General features: G+C 73.1%; 18 protein-coding genes. 14 read left to right on the plus strand and 4 right to left on the minus strand.

Translation table 11 applies throughout. The annotated features are described in order from the left end of the window. The 5 genes from PUR71_RS07620 to PUR71_RS07640 form a co-directional block, all read left to right on the plus strand. The coding region (locus PUR71_RS07620) for a cellulase family glycosylhydrolase (protein ID WP_329925577.1) at positions 1-1,215 on the plus strand (1,215 nt) is incomplete at its 5' end. 243 nt (positions 1,216-1,458) lie between these two features. Continuing rightward, positions 1,459-2,463, plus strand: a complete 1,005-nt coding sequence (locus PUR71_RS07625; protein ID WP_329925578.1) for a LacI family DNA-binding transcriptional regulator — start codon at positions 1,459-1,461, stop codon at positions 2,461-2,463. Positions 2,464-2,720: 257 nt separating this feature from the next. Then, positions 2,721-3,689, plus strand: a complete 969-nt coding sequence (locus PUR71_RS07630; RefSeq protein WP_329925579.1) for an expansin EXLX1 family cellulose-binding protein — start codon at positions 2,721-2,723, stop codon at positions 3,687-3,689. A 131-nt stretch (positions 3,690-3,820) separates the two neighbouring features. Beyond that, on the plus strand, positions 3,821-4,351 hold the full coding sequence (locus PUR71_RS07635) for a SigE family RNA polymerase sigma factor (RefSeq protein WP_329925580.1): 531 nt from the start codon (positions 3,821-3,823) through the stop codon (positions 4,349-4,351). Continuing rightward, a complete protein-coding gene (locus tag PUR71_RS07640; RefSeq protein ID WP_329925581.1) occupies positions 4,348-5,121 on the plus strand; it encodes a hypothetical protein in 774 nt (257 codons plus the stop codon). The genes PUR71_RS07635 and PUR71_RS07640 overlap by 4 nt, the downstream gene beginning before the upstream one ends. Positions 5,122-5,300: 179 nt before the next feature. On the opposite strand, the gene PUR71_RS07645 is transcribed toward PUR71_RS07640, so the two are convergent. The 3 genes from PUR71_RS07645 to PUR71_RS07655 all read right to left on the minus strand — a co-directional run bounded on the left by PUR71_RS07645 (position 5,301) and on the right by PUR71_RS07655 (position 9,113). Then, positions 5,301-7,304, minus strand: a complete 2,004-nt coding sequence (locus PUR71_RS07645) for a PTS fructose transporter subunit IIABC (protein WP_329925582.1) — start codon at positions 7,302-7,304, stop codon at positions 5,301-5,303. Between the two features lie 106 nt (positions 7,305-7,410). After that, a complete protein-coding gene (pfkB, locus tag PUR71_RS07650; protein WP_329925583.1) occupies positions 7,411-8,355 on the minus strand; it encodes a 1-phosphofructokinase in 945 nt (314 codons plus the stop codon). Further along, positions 8,352-9,113, minus strand: coding sequence for a DeoR/GlpR family DNA-binding transcription regulator (locus PUR71_RS07655; protein ID WP_329925584.1), 762 nt, complete (start codon positions 9,111-9,113; stop codon positions 8,352-8,354). The genes pfkB and PUR71_RS07655 overlap by 4 nt, the downstream gene beginning before the upstream one ends. Before the next feature lie 338 nt (positions 9,114-9,451). Here PUR71_RS07655 and PUR71_RS07660 point away from each other — a divergent pair, with 338 nt between their 5' ends. The 9 genes from PUR71_RS07660 (at position 9,452) to PUR71_RS07700 (ending at position 17,769) form a co-directional block, all read left to right on the plus strand. Further along, positions 9,452-9,724 (plus strand): HPr family phosphocarrier protein, encoded by a 273-nt coding sequence (locus PUR71_RS07660; RefSeq protein WP_329925585.1) that lies wholly within the window; start codon positions 9,452-9,454, stop codon positions 9,722-9,724. Next, on the plus strand, positions 9,721-11,379 hold the full coding sequence (gene ptsP, locus PUR71_RS07665) for a phosphoenolpyruvate--protein phosphotransferase (RefSeq protein ID WP_329925586.1): 1,659 nt from the start codon (positions 9,721-9,723) through the stop codon (positions 11,377-11,379). Before PUR71_RS07660 ends, ptsP begins: the two co-directional genes overlap by 4 nt. Positions 11,380-11,806: 427 nt before the next feature. Then, positions 11,807-12,157 carry a hypothetical protein gene (locus PUR71_RS07670; RefSeq protein ID WP_329925587.1) on the plus strand — a complete coding sequence of 117 codons (351 nt, stop codon included), beginning with the start codon at positions 11,807-11,809 and terminating at the stop codon, positions 12,155-12,157. 192 nt (positions 12,158-12,349) lie between these two features. Beyond that, positions 12,350-12,940, plus strand: a complete 591-nt coding sequence (locus tag PUR71_RS07675) for a carbonic anhydrase (RefSeq protein ID WP_329925588.1) — start codon at positions 12,350-12,352, stop codon at positions 12,938-12,940. A 44-nt stretch (positions 12,941-12,984) separates the two neighbouring features. Beyond that, positions 12,985-14,448, plus strand: coding sequence for a SulP family inorganic anion transporter (locus PUR71_RS07680; protein WP_329925589.1), 1,464 nt, complete (start codon positions 12,985-12,987; stop codon positions 14,446-14,448). Between the two features lie 236 nt (positions 14,449-14,684). Continuing rightward, entirely contained in the window at positions 14,685-15,482 is a 798-nt protein-coding gene (locus PUR71_RS07685; RefSeq protein ID WP_329925590.1) for a thymidylate synthase, read from the plus strand. 20 nt (positions 15,483-15,502) lie between these two features. Continuing rightward, entirely contained in the window at positions 15,503-16,015 is a 513-nt protein-coding gene (locus PUR71_RS07690; protein WP_329925591.1) for a dihydrofolate reductase, read from the plus strand. Positions 16,016-16,159: 144 nt separating this feature from the next. After that, the gene (locus tag PUR71_RS07695) at positions 16,160-16,759 is read left to right on the plus strand and encodes a SigE family RNA polymerase sigma factor (protein WP_329925592.1); all 600 of its coding nucleotides are present in this window, start codon (positions 16,160-16,162) and stop codon (positions 16,757-16,759) included. Then, positions 16,756-17,769, plus strand: a complete 1,014-nt coding sequence (locus PUR71_RS07700; protein ID WP_329925593.1) for a hypothetical protein — start codon at positions 16,756-16,758, stop codon at positions 17,767-17,769. The genes PUR71_RS07695 and PUR71_RS07700 overlap by 4 nt, the downstream gene beginning before the upstream one ends. 151 nt (positions 17,770-17,920) lie before the next feature. On the opposite strand, the gene PUR71_RS07705 is transcribed toward PUR71_RS07700, so the two are convergent. Then, positions 17,921-20,452, minus strand: a complete 2,532-nt coding sequence (locus tag PUR71_RS07705; protein ID WP_329925594.1) for a collagenase — start codon at positions 20,450-20,452, stop codon at positions 17,921-17,923. Positions 20,453-20,575: the final 123 nt, after the last annotated feature.

The following is a 20,575-nucleotide window of genomic DNA, read 5'->3' on the forward strand; positions in this document are numbered from 1 at the left end:
ACCGGACGGACCGTCACCGTCACCAACCCCGGCTACGCCCCCACCATCAACCCCGGCGCCTCCTACACCACCAGCGCCAACTTCTCCTACACCGCCACCAACACCGCCCCCACCACCTTCACCGTCAACGGCACACCCTGCGGGCCGCAGTCGAGCCCGTCACCGACTCCCACCCCCACACCGACGTCCACTCCCCCACCGAGCGGGTCGGCGCCGGCCGTGCACGTCTCCGGCAGCACGCTGGCGACGGCCGACGGCACCCCGATCACCCTGCACGGGGTCAACCGCTCCGGGGCCGAGTTCATGTGCGTCCAGGGCCGCGGCTTCTTCGACGGCCCGGCCGACCAGGCCTCCGTCACGGCGATGAAGTCCTGGCACGTCAACGCCGTCCGCGTGCCGCTCAACGAGGACTGCTGGCTCGGCCGTTCCAACGTCGACCCCGCTTACGCCGGCTCCGCCTACGCCGGCGCGGTGCGCGACTACGTCGACCTGCTGCACCGGAACGGCCTGGTGGCGATCCTGGACCTGCACTGGACCGACGGAACGTACACCGGGCCGTCGGCCGGCTGCCCGGACGCCAACGCCACCTGCCAGAAACCCATGCCGGACGCGGCCGGTGCGCTCCCGTTCTGGACCTCGGTGGCGCAGACCTTCAAGGGCGACGACGCGACCGTCTTCGACCTGTTCAACGAGCCGTACCCGTCCCGCGCCACCGGGAGCGAGGCCAGCGGCTGGGCCTGCTGGCGGGACGGCGGCAGCTGCCCCGGGATCGGTTTCCAGGTCGCCGGCATGCAGGCGATGGTCGACGCGGTGCGCTCGACCGGCGCGGACAACGTCCTGCTGCTGGGAGGCCAGGAGTACGCCAACGACCTCACCCAGTGGGCCGCGCACCGGCCGACCGATCCCCTGCACAACCTCGCCGCGTCCTGGCACTCCTACAACTTCAACACCTGCAGCACCGGTTCCTGCTGGGACGCGCAGATCGGCCCACTGGCGAGCAGCGTCCCCGTCGTGACCGGGGAGTTGGGCGAGAACGACTGCGCCCACGGCTACCTGGACACCCTGTTGCCCTGGCTGGACCGGCACGGCGTCTCCTACCTCGCCTGGACCTGGAACACCTGGGACTGCAGCAGTGGCCCGGCGCTGATCAGCTCCTACGACGGCACTCCGACGGCCTACGGCGCCGGCTACCGCGCCCATCTGGTCGGCCCGTAGTCACGTCGCCTCCCGGACCACCGGTTCCGTCGGCAGGACCGTCTGCCGACGGAACCGTCGACCCGCTCCCGGCACGCGGAGATGATCCGTCGGGGCTCGCTGCCCGACCCGCGTGCGTGGGGGCGTCGGATCCCTTGACGCCGGTCGTTCAACCGACCAAGCTGACAGAGGTGGTGGCCCGGCGTGGGGCGGCGGGGTCCGGGGTGCAGTTCCCCGTGTCGAGGACCGATCCAGGACGGCCCCATGCCCCAGCCCGTTCACGGCGACGATCCCGCTCCGACGCTGGCCGAGGTCGCCCGTCGCGCCGGTGTCTCCACCGCCACCGCCTCCCGAGTACTGAACCGGTCCGCCCGGGTCTCCGTCGACGTGGCGGCCCGGGTGGAACGCGCTGCGCGCGAGCTCGCGTACGTCCGCCGACGGGCGGCCAGGGCCCGGGGGACCGGTGTCGTCGCCGTCGTGGTCTTCGCGGATCCGTCGCACTACCACGCGGACGCCTTCCCCGTGCGACTGCTGGCCGGACTGCGGCGCTCCCTGCCCGGCGCGGAACGGGAACTGGCCGTCTTCACGGTCCCGAGGCGCTCCCGGAGACCACCCCTGGTGCGCTACCTGTGCGGCGGGCACGTCGACGGCGTACTGCTCGTCGGCCCCTGGGGGGACAGCACGCTCACCCGGTTGCTGCACGCGGCCAGGGTGCCCGTGGTGTCGCTGGGCAGGCCGCCGGAGCCCGGCACGGTGGCGTTCGTCGACGCCGACAACCTCACGGGCGCGAGGGACGCGGTCCGGCGGCTCTGCGCATCCGGGCGGCGCGCGGTGGCCACCATCGCCGGGCCACCCGACACCTCCGCCGGCGCGGACCGGCTGGCCGGCTACCACCAGGCCATGGCCGCGATCGCCACGGCACGGCCCGCCGTGGCGTACGGCGACTTCAGCAGTGCCTCCGGTGAGCACGCGATGCAGTGGTTGCTGGACCAACGCCCCGAGCTGAACGCGGTGTTCGCCGCCTCCGACCAGATGGCCGCAGGAGCCCTGAGGACCCTGCGGCGGCACGGCCTGCGGGTGCCCGAGGACGTGGCGCTGATCGGCTTCGACGACGCCCCGCTCGCGGCGCGTTGCCGGCCCGCGCTGACCACGGTCCGCCAGCCGGTGGAGGAACTCGGCTCCCGTGCCATGGAGCTGGTCCTGCGCAACCCGCAGCGCGACGAGTCGGTGGTGCTGCCCACCCGCCTGGTCGTCCGGGCATCGGGCTGAGCGTGCTCGGCTCCCGCCGAAACCCCGGACCGGAGGACGCCGAGGGGTGCCGCCCGGCGGCGGGGGCATCGGCGGGGCACGTCGCGCATCCGTGACCCGCCCCCGAGCCGGCGCCGAAGAAATCCTCACCACGACGGCAACCTTTCCGTCCCCGGCGGCCACTGGTCGGTGCGACGCCGAGTCGACCTACCGAATGGACGGGAATGAAAGCAACGAAGCACGCGGCCCCGCAGGCGAACCGCAGGCGGGGGCTGGTCATGGGCATACCGTTGGCACTGGTGGCGGCCGGTGTGCTGGCATGTCTGGCGTTCGCGCTCCTGCCGGGCGGCGGGAGCGGCGGCGCCGACGCCGGGATACCGGCCGCCGCGTCCGTCGCGGCCACCGAACCGAGCGCTGCGCCCGGCTCCCCGCCGGGCACCACCGTCCCGGCCGCCGCAACGCCCTCCACGGCGGCGCCGACGGTCACCGGCTCCGCGTCCTCTCCCTCGGCCACCGGTACTCCCTCGCCTCCGGCCACCGCCACGCCGCGGTCGTCGGCCAGCACGACCGCCCCCGCCCCCGCGGCCGCCACCAGCAGTGCCCGCACCGCACAGGCCACGGCCTCCCTGGCCGGACGGATCAGGCCCGGCGCGAGCTACCAGGGCGTCGCGACGTCCTACGACGCCGCCGACGGCAACGGCGCCTGCTCCTTCGGCCCGTCCGGCGACCTCATGGTCGCGGCGATGAACCACACCGACTACGAGTCCTCCAGCGCGTGCGGGGCGTACGTGCTCGTCCACGCGGCCGGCGGGGCGAGCATCACGGTGCGGATCGTCAACGAGTGCCCCCTGCCCTGCGCGCCCGGGCAGCTCGACCTGAGCCACGAGGCCTTCGGCAAGCTCGCGGACCTCTCGGTCGGCCGTCTGCCGATCACCTGGACGCTGCTGAGCCCCGGCACGGCGCCCGCCACGATGTCGATCCGCTACAAGACCGGATCCAGCCAGTGGTGGTGCGGGATCCAGGTGATCGGCCACCGCAACCCGGTGGCGACACTGGAGGTCCGGAGCGGCGGCGGCTGGCGACAGCTGTCCCGCACCGACTACAACTACTTCCTCTCGCCCGACGGCAGCGGGTGCGGCGCCCCGATCAGGATCACGGACGTCTACGGGGAGCAACTGACCGTCGACGGGATCGCGGTGAAGCCGGACGTCGTCCAGCCGACCCAGGTCCAGTTCGCCCGGCATTGACCGCGCAGCTCGCCCGCCGGCCCTCTGGGACGCTCCTCCGGGGCCACCACCGATGCACCCAGGAGACGGGCACTGCTACGCTCATGCCGGTTGTTAACGCTCACATTGCAGGGAGAGGGCGACCGGGGGAAATGCTCCTCGATGACACGTCCGCGGAGTTCCACGACTTCTTCGAACGCCACTACGCCGAACTCGCCCGTCTCGCCCACCTCCTGACCGGCGAGACGGACGCCGCCGACGACCTCGCCGCGGACGCCCTGATCGCCCTGTGGCAACGCTGGGACCGGCTCCGCGCGGCCGACCATCCGCTCGCCTACGCCCGCGGGGTGGTCGCCAACATGGCGCGCGCACGGATCCGCAGCGCGATCCGCGAACGGCGCCGGGTCCTGCTGTTCTGGACCCGCAGCCCGGAGAAGACCGAAGGGCCGGACGTGGCGGCCGTGCTGGACGTCCGTGCGGCGCTCGCCCGGCTGCCGTTCCGCAAGCGGGCGTGCGTGGTGCTGCGCCACGCCTTCGACCTCTCGGAGAAGGACACCGCGGCTGCGCTCGGCATATCGGTCGGTACGGTGAAGAGCCAGAGCTCGAAGGGCATGGCCGAGCTGCAACAGCTGCTCGGCGCGCGAGCGGTCGGCGAACTGGCGGCAGGGAGGAGGAACCGGTGAACGAGCACATCGCCCGGCAGCTGCGTGAGGCTGCCGAGGCCCACCAGCCCGACCGCGCGCGGATGCTGGCCCGCGTGCAGCGCGGCGCGGCCGGCTCCCCCGCCCGTCACCGCGCGCGGTCGGGACTGCGCTCATGGCCCAGGGCCGCGCTCGCCGGCCTCGCCACCGCCGGCATCCTGGCCACCGGGGGCCTCGCGGTGGCGGGCATCGTGCGGACCCAACCCCCGCCGGAAACCACGCCGACGGTGCCGCCGGCCACCTCCCCGACGGTCACACCCACGCCGACGCCGTCGGCCCCGCCGGCCACCTCGGCGCCGGCACCGGCCGCCACCACGCCGGCCCCCACGCGCCCGGTCCCGTCCCCGAGCACCCGGTCCCAGAACGGGCCGCTGTGGTCGGAGGGATCGATCGGCACGCACAGCAACCTCTACTGGGCCGAGAACGACCTGACCCTCAGGACCACCCAGCCGCTCACCACGCTCACCGTCGAACTGCGCATCGCGCAGACCGGCGACGTGCGCGACACCGGCAACTGGCGGACCCTGCCGAGCGACGACTTCACCGTCACCGTCCAGGAGTCCGGCGGCGCGCTGGTCTACCGCTGGGTCCTCAAGCCCGGCCGTAGCGTGCCCGTCGGCCAGTACGAGTTCGCAGGCCAGTACAACCACGCCACCGGCGTGCGCAGTTCCGCGAACGACAGCTACCGGGTGGACGCCCAGTCCGCGGGCAGTGCCGCGTCCGTCGGTGGAGGCTTCACCCCGGCACGGTGAGGGCCGGTTCACTGCGGACACGGGTTCGCCCCCCTGCCCCTGCGCTGCACGGGCAGGGGCGCCGGTACGGGCACAGGCACAGGCATGACGATGGCGCCCGCTCGATCGAGCGGGCGCCATCGGCCGGTTCGGACGCGGGGCCGCCGGATCACCCGAGCCGCACCGTGCCGACCGTCGGGTCAGGCGCCGACCAGCTCCTGCTCGGCGACGACGGCATCCGGGGCCGCCTGGGCGACGGCCTTGCGCATCCCCTTGAGCACGACGACCACCGCCGTGGTGACCACCGTGCCCGCCACGACCGCGACCAGGTACAGGAACGGGCTGCCGATCAGCGGGAGCACCCAGATTCCGCCGTGCGGGGCCCGCAGGGTGGAACCGAAGGCCATCACCAGGCCACCGGCGGTCATGCTGCCGACCATGTTCGCCGGGATGACCCGCAGCGGATCGGCCGCCGCGAACGGGATCGCGCCCTCGGTGATGAACGACGCTCCGAGCACCCAGGCGGCCTTGCCGTTCTCGCGCTCCTCGGGCGTGAACAGCCGGCGGCGGACGACGGTCGCCAGGGCCATGCCCAGCGGCGGGGTCATGCCGGCGGCCATCACGGCGGCCATCACCTTCAGGCTGCCGGCGTCCGGGGTGGTGCCCGCGGCGGTGAGCGCACCGGCCGCGAAGGTGTAGGCGACCTTGTTGAGCGGGCCGCCCATGTCGAAGGCCATCATCGCCCCGAGCAGCACGCCGAGGAGGACCGCGTTGGAGCCGGAGAGGCCGTTCAGCCAGTCGGTCAGGCCGTTCATCGCCGAGGCGATCGGCGAGCCGACCAGCACGAACATCAGGAAGCCGACCGCCGCCACGGACAGGAGCGGGATCACCACGACCGGCATGATGCCCCTGATCGCCCGAGGCACGTTCCAGCGGATCATCCACAGCACCAGGAAGCCCGCGGCCAGGCCGGAGACGATGCCACCGAGGAAGCCGGCGCCGACGGCCACCGAGACGGCACCGCCGGCGATGCCGGCGGCCAGCGCCGCCCGGTCCGCGACGGCCCAGGCGATGTATCCGGAGAGGACCGGGACCAGGAAGCCGAAGGAGGTCTTGCCGGTCTGGAACAGCATCGCCGCCCAGCTGTGCGAGGAGGTCCAGTCGAAGTGGCCCAGCACGGACGGGGCGGAGGCGATCCGGTAACCGCCGATCGCGAAGGCGAGGGCGATCAGCAGACCGCCGGCCGCGACGAACGGGATCATGTAACTGACGCCCGTCATCAGGTACGTGCGCAGCCGCTGGGCCCAGTGCTCGCCCGTCGGCGCGCTCGGTGCGGTGACCGGGGCCACAGCGGCCCGGGCCCCGGCCCCGGCGCCGCTGCCGGTCCCGGTGACCAGCCCGGCGGCCTGCGCGATCAGGTCGTCGGCGCGGTTGACGGCGGCCTTCACACCCACGTCCACGGTCGGCTTGCCCGCGAAGCGGGCGCGGTCGCGGACCTCGACGTCATGGGCGAGGATCACCGCGTCGGCCGCCGCGATCACCTCGGGGGCCAGCGGCGTCGTCCCGGCGGACCCCTGGGTCTCGACCTGGATCCGCGCGCCCACCCGGGCGGCGGCCAGCTCCAGCGCCTTGGCGGCCATGTAGGTGTGAGCGATACCGGTCGGGCAGGAAGTCACCGCGACCAGCCTCAGCCCACCGCCGGCTGCTGCCGTCTGCGCAGGGGCGGTCTCCTTCGGAGCGGCCGCCGGCGCCTCCTCGCCGTTGACCAGGGCCGCGACGGCGCCCGGGCTCTCGGCGTCGCGCAGGGCGCCGGTGAACGCGGGGTCCATCAGCCGGCGGGCCAGGGCGGCGAGGATCTGCAGGTGGGTGTCGTCCGCGCCGGCGGGCGCCGCGATCATGAAGACCAGGTCGGCGGGCCGCCCGTCCGGGGCGTCGAAGTCCACGCCCCTGGCGCTCCGGCCGAAGGCCAGGCTCGGCCGCGTGACATGGGGTGATCTGCAGTGCGGGATGCCGATCCCGTCCCCCATGCCGGTCGGGGCCTGGGCCTCGCGGGCGGCGATGTCCGCGAGGAAGCCGTCGAGGTCGGTGACCCGGCCCTCGGCGACCAGCCGCTGGGCGAGGGCCCGGAGGGCTTCGCTCTTGTCCTGGGGGGCGAGGTGGAGATCAACGAGTGCGGGTGTGATCAGTCCGCTGGTGTCGCTCATCGTGTCGGTCCTTCGACTGGTGCCTGACGGTGTTCCCTTGCCCCCGGGAATGGTCGCCCTTCCGTCCCACACGGTCGGGCGTGGTGCCTCACGAGAGAGGCCGTTCTCAACCGCGGAGCGGTCGTTCGAGCGGGATGTCCGCCGTCACGACCACCGCGGCCGGGTCCAGATCGGCCGGGGTCGGCATGACGCTCCCCGGCAGTTGGACGGCGGCGGCGCCGTGCGCCAGGGCCGCCGCGAGTGCCTCCGCGCCGGTGCCGCCGGCGCCGAGGAAACCTGCGAGGGAGGCGTCGCCCGCTCCCACGTCGCTGCGGACGGCGGTGACCGGCGCGCTGCCGTACCAGGTGCCCTCCTCCGCGATCAGCAGCATCCCGTCCGCGCCGAGGCTGGCGAGGACCTGCTGGGCGCCGCGTTTGCGCAGCTCTCCCGCCGCGTCCACGGCGTCACTGATGGTGACGACGGGTCGGCCCACCGCCTCGGCGAGTTCCTCCCGGTTGGGCTTGACCACGTCGGGGCGGGCCGAGAGCGCGGCGAGCAGCGCCGGGCCCGAGGTGTCCAGGGCGATCCGGGCGCCGCGCGAGTGCACCTGGGCTACCAGTTCCGCGTACCACTCCGGTGCCAGTCCGCGCGGCAGGCTGCCGCAGCAGGCCAGCCAGTCGACGTCGTCCCCTATGTGGTCCTCGCGGACGAGCGCCAGCAGCGCGGCCGACTCGGCGGCGCTGAGCTCCGGGCCCACCGCGTTGACCTTCGTGAGGCGACCGCCGTCCTCGGCGATCGAGACGTTGATGCGGGTGTCGCCGGAGATCTCGACCGCGGCGACGTCGATCCCCTGGCGGCGCAGCAGATCGGCGAGCAGCTGCCCGGAGAGGCCGCCCAGCGGGAGGACGGCGGTGGTGCGGTGACCGGCGGCCGTGAGCGCGCGGGAGACGTTGACGCCCTTGCCACCCGGGTCGAGGCGGTCGCGCGCGGCGCGGTTGACCTCGCCCGGTGTGAGCGCTCCCAGCTCGTAGGTGCGGTCGAGGCTGGGGTTCGGGGTGATGGTGACGATCATGCGCGGATGACTTCCGGTCCGAGGTTCTCGATCTCTGCGGTCTGCTCGTCGGTCAGTCCAGTGTCCGTGACCAGCACGTCGACCTGGTCCAGCGAGCCGAACCGGGCGAAGTGGCGGGCGCCGTACTTGGAGGAGTCCGCGACCAGCACCACCCGGCGGGCGCCGGTGAGCATGGCGCGCTTGACGGCGGCCTCGGCGAGGTCCGGGGTGGAGAGCCCGCCTTCCGGAGAGAAGCCGTTGGTGGCGATGACGGCGACGTCCGCGTGGACGTCGGCCAGGTCGCGCAGCGCCCAGGCGTCGACGGCGGCCTGGGTGCGGTGGCGCAGCCGCCCTCCGACCAGGTGGAGGGCGAGCGCCGGATGGTCGGCGAGCCTGGCCGCGACGGGGAGGGCGTTGGTGACGACGGTGAGGGCGCAGTCGGCGGGCAGCAGGCCGGCCAACCGGGAGACGGTCGTCCCCGCGTCCAGGATCATGCTGCCCTCGCTGGGCAGCAGGGCCAGGGCCGCCCTGGCGATGCGCTCCTTCTCGGCGGCGGCGGTGGAGTCCCGTTCGGCCAGGCCGGGTTCCAGGTGCAGTGCGCCGGCGAGCAGGGCACCGCCGTGCACCCGGTGCAGCAGACCGGCCCGGTCCAGGGCGCTCAGGTCACGCCGGATGGTCTCCTGCGTGACGCCGAAGTCCTCGGCCAGCGTCGGCACGTCCACCCTGCCCTGCTCCTGGGCCAGGCGGAGGATCTGTTGCTGCCGCTCTGGTGCATACATGTGGGATCGAGTCCGTTTCATGTCCGTTTACGCCTGATGAGGCCCGACCATACGCGCTCCGCCTGAAAAAGCAAGAGATTCGCCGTCGCCGCCCCAGAAGGATCGAGCCTGCCCGAATGTGTTGACATCACCCGACATCCGGGCGTAGAACCAAACGAAACAACACGCTAACGGGCGTGAAACCACTGACGCCCGGTCTCCGCTCCTGCCCCCGTACCGCGGAGACCGGGCGCGACCACGGTGGCCCCCGCTCCACCCCCCGCGCGGGCCATCGTGCCCCACCCCCCAGCCGGCCCGGCTCCCACCCGGGCCGGCGCTCATCTCCTGCGAGGACTCCCATGCACTCGATCCAGGTCACCGTCGGCTCCCGCAGCGGCCTGCACGCCCGCCCGGCATCGCTGTTCGTCCAGACCGCCGCCCGGCAGCCGGTCAAGGTCACCGTCGGGCGCCCCGGCCAGGCGCCGGTCGACGCCCGCAGTCTGCTGTCCGTCCTCGCCCTGGCCGCCGGCTGCGGCGAGACCCTGGAGCTGGTCGCCGCCGGCGACGGCGCCCCGGACGCGCTCAAGGAGCTCGCCGACCTGCTCGCCTCCGACCTCGACGCAGCGGCATGAGCGATCCGATCCGCGGGATCGGCGTCGGCACCGGCAGTGCGGCGGGCCCCGTCGCCCGGATGGCGCCCGCGGCGCCGCTGCCCGCGCCGAGGGCCGTCGCCGATCCCGCCGGCGAGGCCGCCGCCGTCCGCGCGGCCCTCCGTGCGGTCGTCACCGACCTCGACGAGCGCGCCGCCCGGGCGAGCGGCACCGGCTCCGAGGTGCTCGCGGCCCAGGCCATGATGGCCGCCGATCCGGTCCTCGCCGACCGCGCGGCCGCCCTCGCCGAGCAGGGCACCGACGGCGCGCACGCGCTCGCCGACGCCTTCGACGGCTTCCGTGCCGCGCTGGTCACCGCCGGCGGGTACTTCGCGGAACGCGCCGCCGACCTGGACGACCTGCGCGACCGCGCGGTGGCGCGCCTGCTGGGACTGCCCGCGCCCGGCCTGCCCGACCCCGGACACCCGTACGTCCTCGTCGCCGATGACCTGGCCCCCGCCGACACCGCGCTGCTCGACCCCGGCCGGGTGCTGGCCCTCGTCACCCTCCGCGGCGGGCCGACCAGCCACACGGCCATCCTCGCCAAGGCGCTCGGCGTACCCGCCGTGGTCGGCTGCGCCGGGGCCGCGGAACTGGAGGACGGCCGACGGGTCCTGGTGCACGGCGCGGACGGCGTGATCGAACTCGACCCGAGTCCGGCAGCGGTCGAGCGGGCCGCCGACCGCGAGCGCCGACGCCGCGACCTGTCGGCCGGCTTCCGCGGCCCGGGCCGCACCGCGGACGGCCACCCGGTGGCACTGCTGGTCAACCTGGGTGCGCCGCACGAGCTGACCGGCGCGGCCGACGCCGACGCCGAGGGCGTGGGCCTGTTCCGCACGGAGTTCCTCTTCCTGGACCGCGCCGAGGCGCCGGGCCGCGCCGAACAGGCCGCCGCCTACCGGAAGGTCTTCGCGGCCTTCGCCGGCCGCCGGGTGGTCGTCCGCACGCTGGACGCGGGTGCGGACAAGCCGCTGCCCTTCGCCACCACCGCCGACGAGGAGAACCCGGCCCTCGGTGTCCGGGGGCTGCGGACCGCCGCCCGCGATCCGCAACTCCTGGAGACCCAGCTCGCCGCGATCGCCGAGGCCGCCGAGGACAGCACCGCCCACGTCTGGGTCATGGCCCCGATGGTGTCGGTCCCGCGAGAGGCCGCCGAGTTCGCCGCGCGGGTCCGCGCGCACGGCCTGCCCTCGGCCGGCGCCATGATCGAGGTCCCGGCGGCCGCCCTGCGGACCGACCGGCTCGCCGAGTCCTGCGACTTCTTCAGCATCGGCACCAACGACCTGGCCCAGTACGCCTTCGCCGCCGACCGGACGCTCGGCAGCCTCGCCGAGCTGCTGGACCCCTGGCAGCCCGCGCTGCTCGCGCTGGTCTCCACCGCCGCCCGCGCGGCGGCCGAACGGGGCCGCCCGATCGGCGTCTGCGGTGAGGCGGCCGCCGACCCGGCCCTCGCCCTGGTCCTGGTCGGCCTCGGCGTCACCAGCCTGTCCGCCGCGCCCGCCTCGCTCCCGGAGGTCCGGGCGGCGCTGGCCACCCACACCCTCGCGGAGTGCCGCGAACTCGCGGAACTGGCCCTGCTCGCCGACGACGCCGTGACCTCGCGCGGCACGGTCCGGTCGAGGATGACGGAACGCTGATCACCCTCCCCGGCGCCGGGCCCGCCCAGGCCCGGCGCCAGGCGCGCGATGAACGCCTACACAGGCACCCGGACATCCCGTCTCACCCGTGTGGAAATGGCGAACGTCCGGACTATCGGATTCCGGTCAGAATCGGATGGGGAATCCGTCAGAAGCGGCGTCGAATATCGCACAGACGTACCCGACTCCCGCTCGTGCGACCTCTTCGCATCCGCCCCGACCGGCACCCCAGCCGCCTCGCCGATGGTTTGCATCGCAAAAAGTTCACCAGCTGCTCGCATTTTGGAGCAATGCGGAGCAAGTCCTCACCATCCCGCAGTACTGATTCACGCATTGTTTACCGCCCTCGCGGAACTGGACCCTTTTCACGGTCGTCATCCTCGACAGGAGTTCCAAGAAACAGTCAAGGGTGGGGAAGGGGGCGGCAATGTCCTTGATCCGGAGAGCGGTGGGCGTCGTCGCCGTGACCCTCCTGGCCGTGCTGGGCGTGCTGACCCTCTCCCAGTCCGCGTCCGCGCTCCTCCGTGAGGACGGCTGCCCACGGGTGGTCACGCAGGCGAAGCTCGCCGAGGAGGCTCCGACTCCCAAGAACACGCCCGGCGTGTGCTGGACCCGCCCCCGGAGCTTCGAAGTCCTGGAGCGCCGACCGGAGTTGACCGCGGTCCTCGCCGATGAAGCGCCCTGCCCCCACCCGGCGTCCCCGTCCGGTGCGCCTGACGCTCCGTTCTGGGGCCGCAGACAGCCCAGAGCGGCGGTCCTCCAGGTGTTCCGCTGCTGATCGGCGCCGACCGCGCCCGCGCGCTCACCCGTGGCCAGGACACCCACACGTCCACGCGACCACACACCGCAGCAGTTCACGGCGGGACGGCCCGACCGTCTCCGTAGCACTGCGAGCTGCCTGCGTGCCGAGCGGGCACGGTCCCCGAAGTCTCCATCCCCCCACGACTTCCGAAGGGCCCGAGGCACCGACATGCAAGCATTCATCGACCACGCCCGCGTCTTCCACCGCCGTGCCGCACAGGCCGCCGACGACTACGAACGGCTCGCGGCCGGCCAGAACCCGCAGGCCCTCTTCATCACCTGCTCCGATTCCCGCATCATCCCCTCCGCCCTCACCGGCGCCCGCCCCGGGGACCTCTTCGAGATGCGGACCGCCGGCAACATCGTCCCGCCGTACCGGCCGCGCGTCCCGTCGGCCGAGGCCGCGACCATCGAGTACGCCGTCGAGGTCCTGGGCGTCGCCGACATCGTGGTGTGCGGCCACTCCCACTGCGGTGCCGTGGGCGCCGTCGTGCGCGGCGACGACCTCACCGGCGTGCCCGCGGTGCGGGACTGGCTCGCCGAGGGCGCCGACCTGACGTCCGTCCAGGAACCGGGCCAGGACCTCGCCGGCCCCGTGCAGCGCCACGTCCTGGACCAGCTCGCAAGGCTCCGCACCCATCCGAGCGTGGCGCGACGCGTCGACGAGGGCCTCCTCGGCCTGCACGGCTGGTTCTACGAGGTGCACACCGGCGCGGTCCTCACCCACCGCCCCGGCGCCGACGCCTTCCTGCCGCTGTGACGCCGCGGCCCCCGACCACCGAACGCTCACGGATGAGGGCTCCCATGCGCTTTCCCACGCTCAAGTACGACCTCACCGCCTCGCTCGTCGTGTTCCTCGTCGCCCTGCCGCTGTGCGTGGGCGTCGCGGTCGCCTCCGGCGTACCCGCCGAACTCGGCCTGATCACCGGCATCGTCGGCGGCGTGGTCACCGGCCTGCTCCCCGGCAGCAGCCTCCAGGTCAGCGGTCCGGCGGCCGGGCTGACCGTCCTGGTCGCCGAGACCGTCCAGCGGTTCGGACTGCCCGCACTCGGCCTCGTCGTCGCCGCCACCGGCCTGCTCCAACTGCTGCTCGGCGCACTGCGCTGGGGCCGCTGGTTCCGCGCGATCTCCGTCGCCGTGGTCGAGGGCATGCTGGCCGGCATCGGCCTGGTCATCATCGCCGGCCAGCTCTACGCGATGGCCGGCCGGCCCGCGCCCGCGAGCGGCACCGACAAGCTCCTCGGCCTGCCCGGACTCCTGGCCCAGCTCGTCTCCGCACCCGCCGCCCGCTACTCCTTCGCGATCGGCGCCGGCACCATCGCCGTGATCGTGCTGTGGCAGAAGCTGCCGGCCCGGGTGCGGGTCGTCCCCGGAGCGCTGGTCGCCGTCCTCCTCGCCACCGGCGCCGCCTGGCTGCTCCACCACCCGCTGAAGAAGGTCGAGGTCAAGGGTCTCCTGGACGCCATCCAGCCGCCCGGCACCGGCGTGCTCGACCAGGTCGGCCCCGCGCTGATCGTCACCATCGTGGCCTTCACCCTCGTCGCCTCGGCCGAGAGCCTCTTCAGCGCGGCGGCCGTCGACCGGCTCCACGACGGACCGCGCACCGACTACGACAAGGAACTGATGGCCCAGGGCGCGGGCAACGCGCTGTGCGGCGCGCTCGGCGCCCTGCCGATGACCGCCGTCATCGTCCGCAGCGCCGCCAACGTCCAGGCCGGTGCCCGGACCAAGGCGTCCCGCGTCCTGCACGGCGTGTGGCTGCTGCTCTTCGCCGCACTGCTCCCGGCGGCGCTCGCCGTCATCCCCGTCGCGGCGCTCGCGGGCGTGCTCGTCCACGCCGGGTTCAAGCTGCTGCCGTTCAAGCAGCTCGGGCCGCTGTGGCGCGAGCACCGCCCGGAGGCACTCGTCCTCGCCGCCACCGCCGTCGCCATCGTCACCGTCAACATGTTCGAGGGAGTGCTGATCGGCCTGGGCCTGTCCATCGCCAAGACCGCCTGGGAGACGTCCCGCCTCCACGTGGAAACGGACGAGCAGCCGGACACCGTCATCCGGGTCCGGCTCACCGGCAACGCCACCTTCCTCCGACTGCCCAAACTCCTGGACGCCCTGGAAGCACTCCCCGCCGACCGCGTCGTCGAGCTGGACCTCACCGGACTCCGGCACCTCGACCACGCCTGCCAGACCGCCCTGACCACCTGGGCCGAGCGCCACAACGCGCACGCCCCCGAAGCCGTGCGGCTGATCCCCGCACTGGCCGGTCAGGCCTGACCCGAAAGCGAGTGATGCGCCGCCGCACCGGGGTCTCGGCGCGGCGGCGCATCACCGACCTGCACGTCGAGCCGCCGACGCACGGGACTCACAGACGCGCGTGGGCCTGGCCATCATCACCTCGATGTCGACGGCGATCGGCATCAGACAACCTCGAGGGAACGGTTGGCCCCGGGCAGCGTTCCGCCGCTGCGACGGGCGCGGCTGACCAGCACGAACACGTACACTTACCGCTCGTGGCGGACACCCAGTACGAAGACCTGTTGAAGCACGTGCTCACCACCGGGACGGCCAAGGCCGACCGGACGGGCACCGGTACCCGGAGCGTCTTCGGACACCAACTGCGCTACGACCTCGCGCAGGGGTTCCCGCTGATCACCACCAAGAAGGTGCACCTGAAGTCCGTGGTGTACGAGCTCCTGTGGTTCCTGCGCGGCGACTCCAACGTCGGCTGGCTGCGCGAGAACGGCGTCACCATCTGGGACGAATGGGCCGACCCGAACGGCGACCTCGGCCCCGTCTACGGCGTCCAGTGGCGCAGCTGGCCGGGCCCCGACGGCCGGCACATCGACCAGATCGGCCAGGTCCTGGACACCCTGCGCACCGATCCCGACTCCCGTCGGATGATCGTCTCCGCCTGGAACGTCGCCGAACTGGACGCGATGGCGCTCGCCCCGTGCCACGCCCTCTTCCAGTTCCACGTCGCCGACGGCAGGCTCTCCTGCCAGCTCTACCAGCGCAGCGCCGACCTCTTCCTCGGCGTCCCGTTCAACATCGCGAGCTACGCCCTGCTGACGCACATGGTCGCGCAGCAGGTCGGCCTCGCGCCGGGGGATTTCATCTGGACCGGCGGTGACTGCCACATCTACGACAACCACGTCGAGCAGGTCACGGAGCAGCTCACGCGCACGCCGTTCGACTTCCCCGAGCTGCGCCTGCGGCAGGCCGACTCGCTCTTCGACTACGCCTACCCGGACGTCGAGGTGGTCGGCTACCGGCACCACCCGGCGATCAAGGCTCCGGTCGCGGTATGAGCGGCGACCTGCGGAGTGACATGAGGATCGGACTGATCTGGGCCCAGACGCCGGACGGCGTGATCGGCGCGGACAACACGATGCCGTGGCACCTGCCCGAGGACCTGGAGCACTTCAAGGCGACCACCCTCGGACACCCCGTGGTGATGGGCCGCCGCACCTGGGAGTCGCTCCCACCACGGTTCCGCCCGCTTCCGGGCCGGCGCAACATCGTGGTCACCCGCAACCCGCAGTGGGCCGCGGACGGTGCGCACCGCGCCGGCTCCCTCGAGGAGGCCCTGCGACTCGCGGCCACGGCTCCCGGGGCCGACGGCGAGACCTGGGTGATCGGCGGCGGACAGCTCTACCGCGCGGCCATCGACCACGCCGACACCCTGTCGGTGACCGAGATCGACCTGTCGGTCGACGGCGACACCCGTGCCCCGGCCATCGGCCCCGCCTGGACCGTCGCCGAGGACCACGGCCCGCAGACCTCGCGGACCGGCCTGCGCTACCGCATCCGCACGTACGAGCGCTCCGACCGCACGTACTGACCCTTCGACTCCGTACCCCCGGTCCGACGCAGGGCCGAGCCCGCACGGCCGAGGACGGCGCGGGCACGCCGTGACCACGGAAATGTGGCGGGCCGGGCAACCCGGCGCGCCGGGAGCGTGGTCTGGAGGGCTGAGGGGGTGCTGATGCACACAGAAGACGAGGCCGACTTCCAGGCCTTCACCCGGACCAGGTGGGCGCACCTGGTACGGACCGCCTACCTGCTCACGGGCGACTGGCACCACGCCGAGGACCTGACCCAGACGGCGCTGGCCAAGGCCTACCGCTCCTGGCGGCGGGTCAGCCGGGCCGACAGCCCGGACGCCTACGTGCGCCGGATGCTGGTGTCCTGCAACAGCGACCGGTTCCGCAAGCGGCGGGTCGCCGAGCGGCTCACCGAGGTGCTGCCGGAGGTCGCCGCGTCCGGCGACGCGGCCGGCCAGGTCGACCAGCGGTGGACGCTGATGGACGCCCTGGCCACGTTGCCGACGCGGCAGCGGGCCGTCGTGGTGCTGCGCTACTGGGACGACCGGACGGAGGCGGAGGTCGCCCAGGCGATGGGCTGCTCGCTCGGCACGGTCAAGAGCCAGGCCGCCAAGGGACTGGCCAAACTGCGGGCGCACCCGGGGCTGGCCGTCGTGCCCGCCGATCCGGGCCCGGGGGCTCCACACGGCCGTTCCGCACCGGGCCGGATCTCGCCCGGACTCGACGATCTCATCACCACCGCGTCTGGAGGACGACGATGACCCCACCGGATTTCGAGTCGGCGCTCCGCGAGCAGCTCGTCGCCACGGTCGCGGACCGGACGCCGGGCGAGGCGCCCTACGAGGCCATCCGGCGGCAGGGGCGCGCGGCCCGCCGACGCCGGACCGCCGCGATCTCGGCCGGCGTGGTCGTCCTGACCGTGCTCTCGGGCGCGACGGTCCTCACCGCCCGCGGCCACTCGGACGCCCGCCCGGCCACCGGGCTCACCGCGACGACGGACGGCGCGGCCGTTCCCTCCCCTGCCTCGACGCCCAGCGCCACCCCCAGCGCAGCACCCACGCCCGCGCCGACCGGGCCGCAGCCTCCGTCGACGGCCGCCCAGTTGGCCGACGGCATCACCTTCGAGCAGGCCTCCACCGCGCTCGGGCAGTGCCTGGACTTCGACCGGCAGATGCAGGCCCGTCGGCAGAGCCCGCCGCCGTCGACCGTCCAAGGCGCGCAGGGAACGCAAGGCACGCAGGGCGCACACCCGAACCGGCCGCCCGTCCACGACCTCGGGGCCCTCACCGACTACCGCGTCCTACTCGCCGTGAAGAGCACCGGGGACGACAACTCCCCGGGCGACGGCATCTCCGTGGTCGGCGTCAGCCAGGGCGAGCACCCGAGTCAGGTCATCTGCCACCAGGTCGACGGCAAGGCCTCCGGCATCCAGTCCGGCACCGCCGACCCCCGCGCGGGCGGCCCGGCGGGCCTGGTGAACCCGGACATCAACGCGGGCAAGCTGTACCGGCAGGCCATGATCGACGACCACGCCTGGAAGCTGCCCTACCGCTGGGGCAGCATCGGCACCTTCGCCCCCTCGGTCGCCCGCGTCACCGTCTCGTACGGCGACGGACCGGCCGTCGACGCGGCGCTCGACCACGGCTGGTTCGCGGCCACCGGCGTCCTCACGAACCCCGTGACCCGGGCTCCGCACGTCAAGGGCTACGACGGCAGCGGGAAGCTGGTCTACGACTCCGACGACGACAAGGGCTACCAGAAGGAGCTCTAGACCGGGGCTCCCCGTGGGGCGGGGTTGGATGATCGCCCACGTCAGACACCTCGCAGTTGCGAGGCGGCTACGAGCAGTGACCTCGCACACGCAAGGCGCGGCGGCCCAGGAGGTGTCCCGGGCCGCCGCTGTTGCGTCTGCGCGAGAGGGGTCAGTACCGGGTCGTGACGGTCACCCCGCTGAAGGCCGTCTGCGCGTACAGGCTGACGTAGCGGTAGCCGGCCGTCGTGTTGGTCACGGTGAGGCTCTGGGTGGTGCCGTTGTTGAAGGAGGCCTTCGTGTAGGCGTTCGGCGTCGCCCAGGAGTTGGGATTGTAGAGCAGGTAGGCCGTGCCGGTGCCGCCCCTGGTGGTGACGGTCAGCGTCGTGGTGCCGGCGGGCAGCCAGATGTAGAGGTAGTCGAGGTTGCCCGCGGCCGCCGACTGGTTGGTGCGGTAGCAGTTGCGGTCCATCACCCGGGTGTCGGCCGCGGTGCAGGCCGTCGTGCCGTCGGTGACGGTGAGCGCCTTGCTCGCGGTGGCGGTGTGGCCGCTGTCGTCGGTGACGGTCAGGGTGACGGTGTAGGTGCCGGGCGCGGTGTAGGTCTTCGTCGGGCTGGCCGTGGTGGCGGTGGTGCCGTCGCCGAAGCTCCAGGCCCAGGAGGCGATCCGGCCGCTGCCGCTCTCGGCGGAGCGGTCGGTGAAGTGAACGGTCAGGCCGTCGGCGGCGCTGTCGAACGCGGCGCTCGGGACGCCGCCCGTGGTGGTGCAGGCGCCGGCGGCGCAGGCGGTCAGCCAGGCGTCGAAGTCGGCGTCGTACGAGGTGCCGAGGGAGTTGTAGACCGCGTAGCCGCCGGGGTAGTCACCGGTGCGGAAGTGTCCGAGCATCGCCTGGACGACGTCCGGGTGCTTCTCGACCATGTAGCGGACGGCGAGGTAGCCCCACGGGTAGGTGCGGGTGACGTCGCTGTTGTCGTAGGTGTTCTGGAAGAGCGTGCTGAGCTTGTAGGTGTGCTTGCCCGCCTCGGACACGGCCTGGGTGTCGGTGACGCCGCGGTAGGTGTAGGAGACGTACTCGGCGACGCCCTCGATCCACCACACGTCGGGCACGGCGATCTGCTGCGAGAAGTTGCCCTTCATGTCGTAGCGGGCGTCGAGGGCGTGCGTGTACTCGTGGTTGAGGTTCCAGACGCGGGCCGTGAAGCCGTTGTCGGTGGGGTGCCGGTAGGTGATCGAGAGGGGTTGGTTGGAGGGGCTCGTGGGGTCGCCCGTCAGTGTCATGCCACCGTTGTTGGTGTCGATGCCGTAGATCGGCCCGGCGTAGGTCTGGTAGTCCGCCGGGCTGGCGAAGTTGACCAGCTGGAGCGTGGACTCGTACTGGCCGGGTATCGGGCCGCTGTCCTTGACGAGGTTGTGGACGAACGGGTCCTGCTTCTCCAGGCTCGCGCACACGGCGTCGAGGTCGGCCGCGGTGAGGTCCTGGGCGCGGATGGTGTGCGTGGCGTCGCAGGTGCGGCTGATCGGGAGGGCGGCGGCCGTCAGCCGCTGGGGCAGGTCGCAGACGCCGTAGTACGAGCACTGGGCCTGGTCGTAGGCGGCGGCCAGCCCGGCGACGCCGACCCAGAGCGGGGCGGTGGGGCCGGTGATGGACGAGGCGTCGAGCAGGCCCTTCATCAGCGGGCGCGCCTTGGCCTGGAGCGCGGGGTGCTCGATGAAGCGGGCGGTCTCGATGCCGGCGTTGGAGTCGAGGAAGGAGTTGGTGCCGCCGAGCAGGTCGCGGTGGTCGAGCGCGAAGGTGTCGAGGGTGTCGACGAGGCTCGGGTCGGCCGTGACGGCGTCGACGTAGTCCTGGTTCTGGTGCCCGCGGAAGATCGGGGTGAAGACGTCGTTGACGAAGTTGACCATGTACCAGGACGAGTCGTACGCCTTGGTGTAGCCGTTCAGCACCTGCTTGTACGTACCGAGGTAGCGCGCCTGCAGGTTCGCGCTGTCGGTGAGGATGACGGCCTCGCCCGCGATCTGCCCGTTCGCGTCGCTGACGTCCTTGAAGTGCGGGCTCGCGGTGAACGCGTCCAGGCCGCCCGCCACCGCGGTGGTGAGGGCGGAGTCGTAGGAGCCGACGTCCGCCGGGTGGTTGTACTGCACGTAGTACCCGGCGCGCAGGTAGAGCACCAGCGGCAGGATCCCCGTCGAGTTGTCCCCGGGGTAGGCGGCTGCGACGCCCTGGAGGGCGTTGGCGATGGTCATCATCTGGCTCTCACGGAAGACGCCGGAGGCGTCGGAGCCGGCGATCCCGAAGAGGGTGTTGGCGCAGTCGGGGGTCGAGGCCTCGACGAAGGAGACCAGCGCGGACCCGGTGCGGCTGCTGAAGTCGGCCGGTGAGCAGGACGCCGCGGTCAGGCGGGAGGCCGCGGGGGCGTGGGGGGCCGTCGCGGGCGTGGTCGTGGGCGTGGTCAGGGGGCTGCGCGGCGGAAGTTGGGCGGCGGTGAGGGGGTGGTCCTGGACGGCCTCGCGGCTCGCGGCGTCCCGGGCGGAGCTGCCGGTCGGCGGCAGGATGCGGGGGCCGTGCCCGGCGGACGCGGTGTGGGGCGCGGGCGGGGCGCCGTCCGGGGTCGCGAAGGCCGGCGCGGTGCCCAGTCCGACGACGGCGGTGCTCGCCGCGGCGAGCACCGCCAAGGACCGTGGCAGCTTGAAGAACTGACTCATCAACACTCCTGTGTGGGGGGTGGGTCAAGCTGCCTCCGCGCGCTGTCCATGGGGGGGTACTCACGGAGGCATGTGAAATAACACATGTCACCGGTCACATGGGTCAAGACCTGGGCGTCAAGG

It is taken from the genome of Streptomyces sp. SP17BM10 (assembly GCF_036322405.1).
In the GTDB taxonomy this organism is placed as follows: domain Bacteria; phylum Actinomycetota; class Actinomycetes; order Streptomycetales; family Streptomycetaceae; genus Kitasatospora.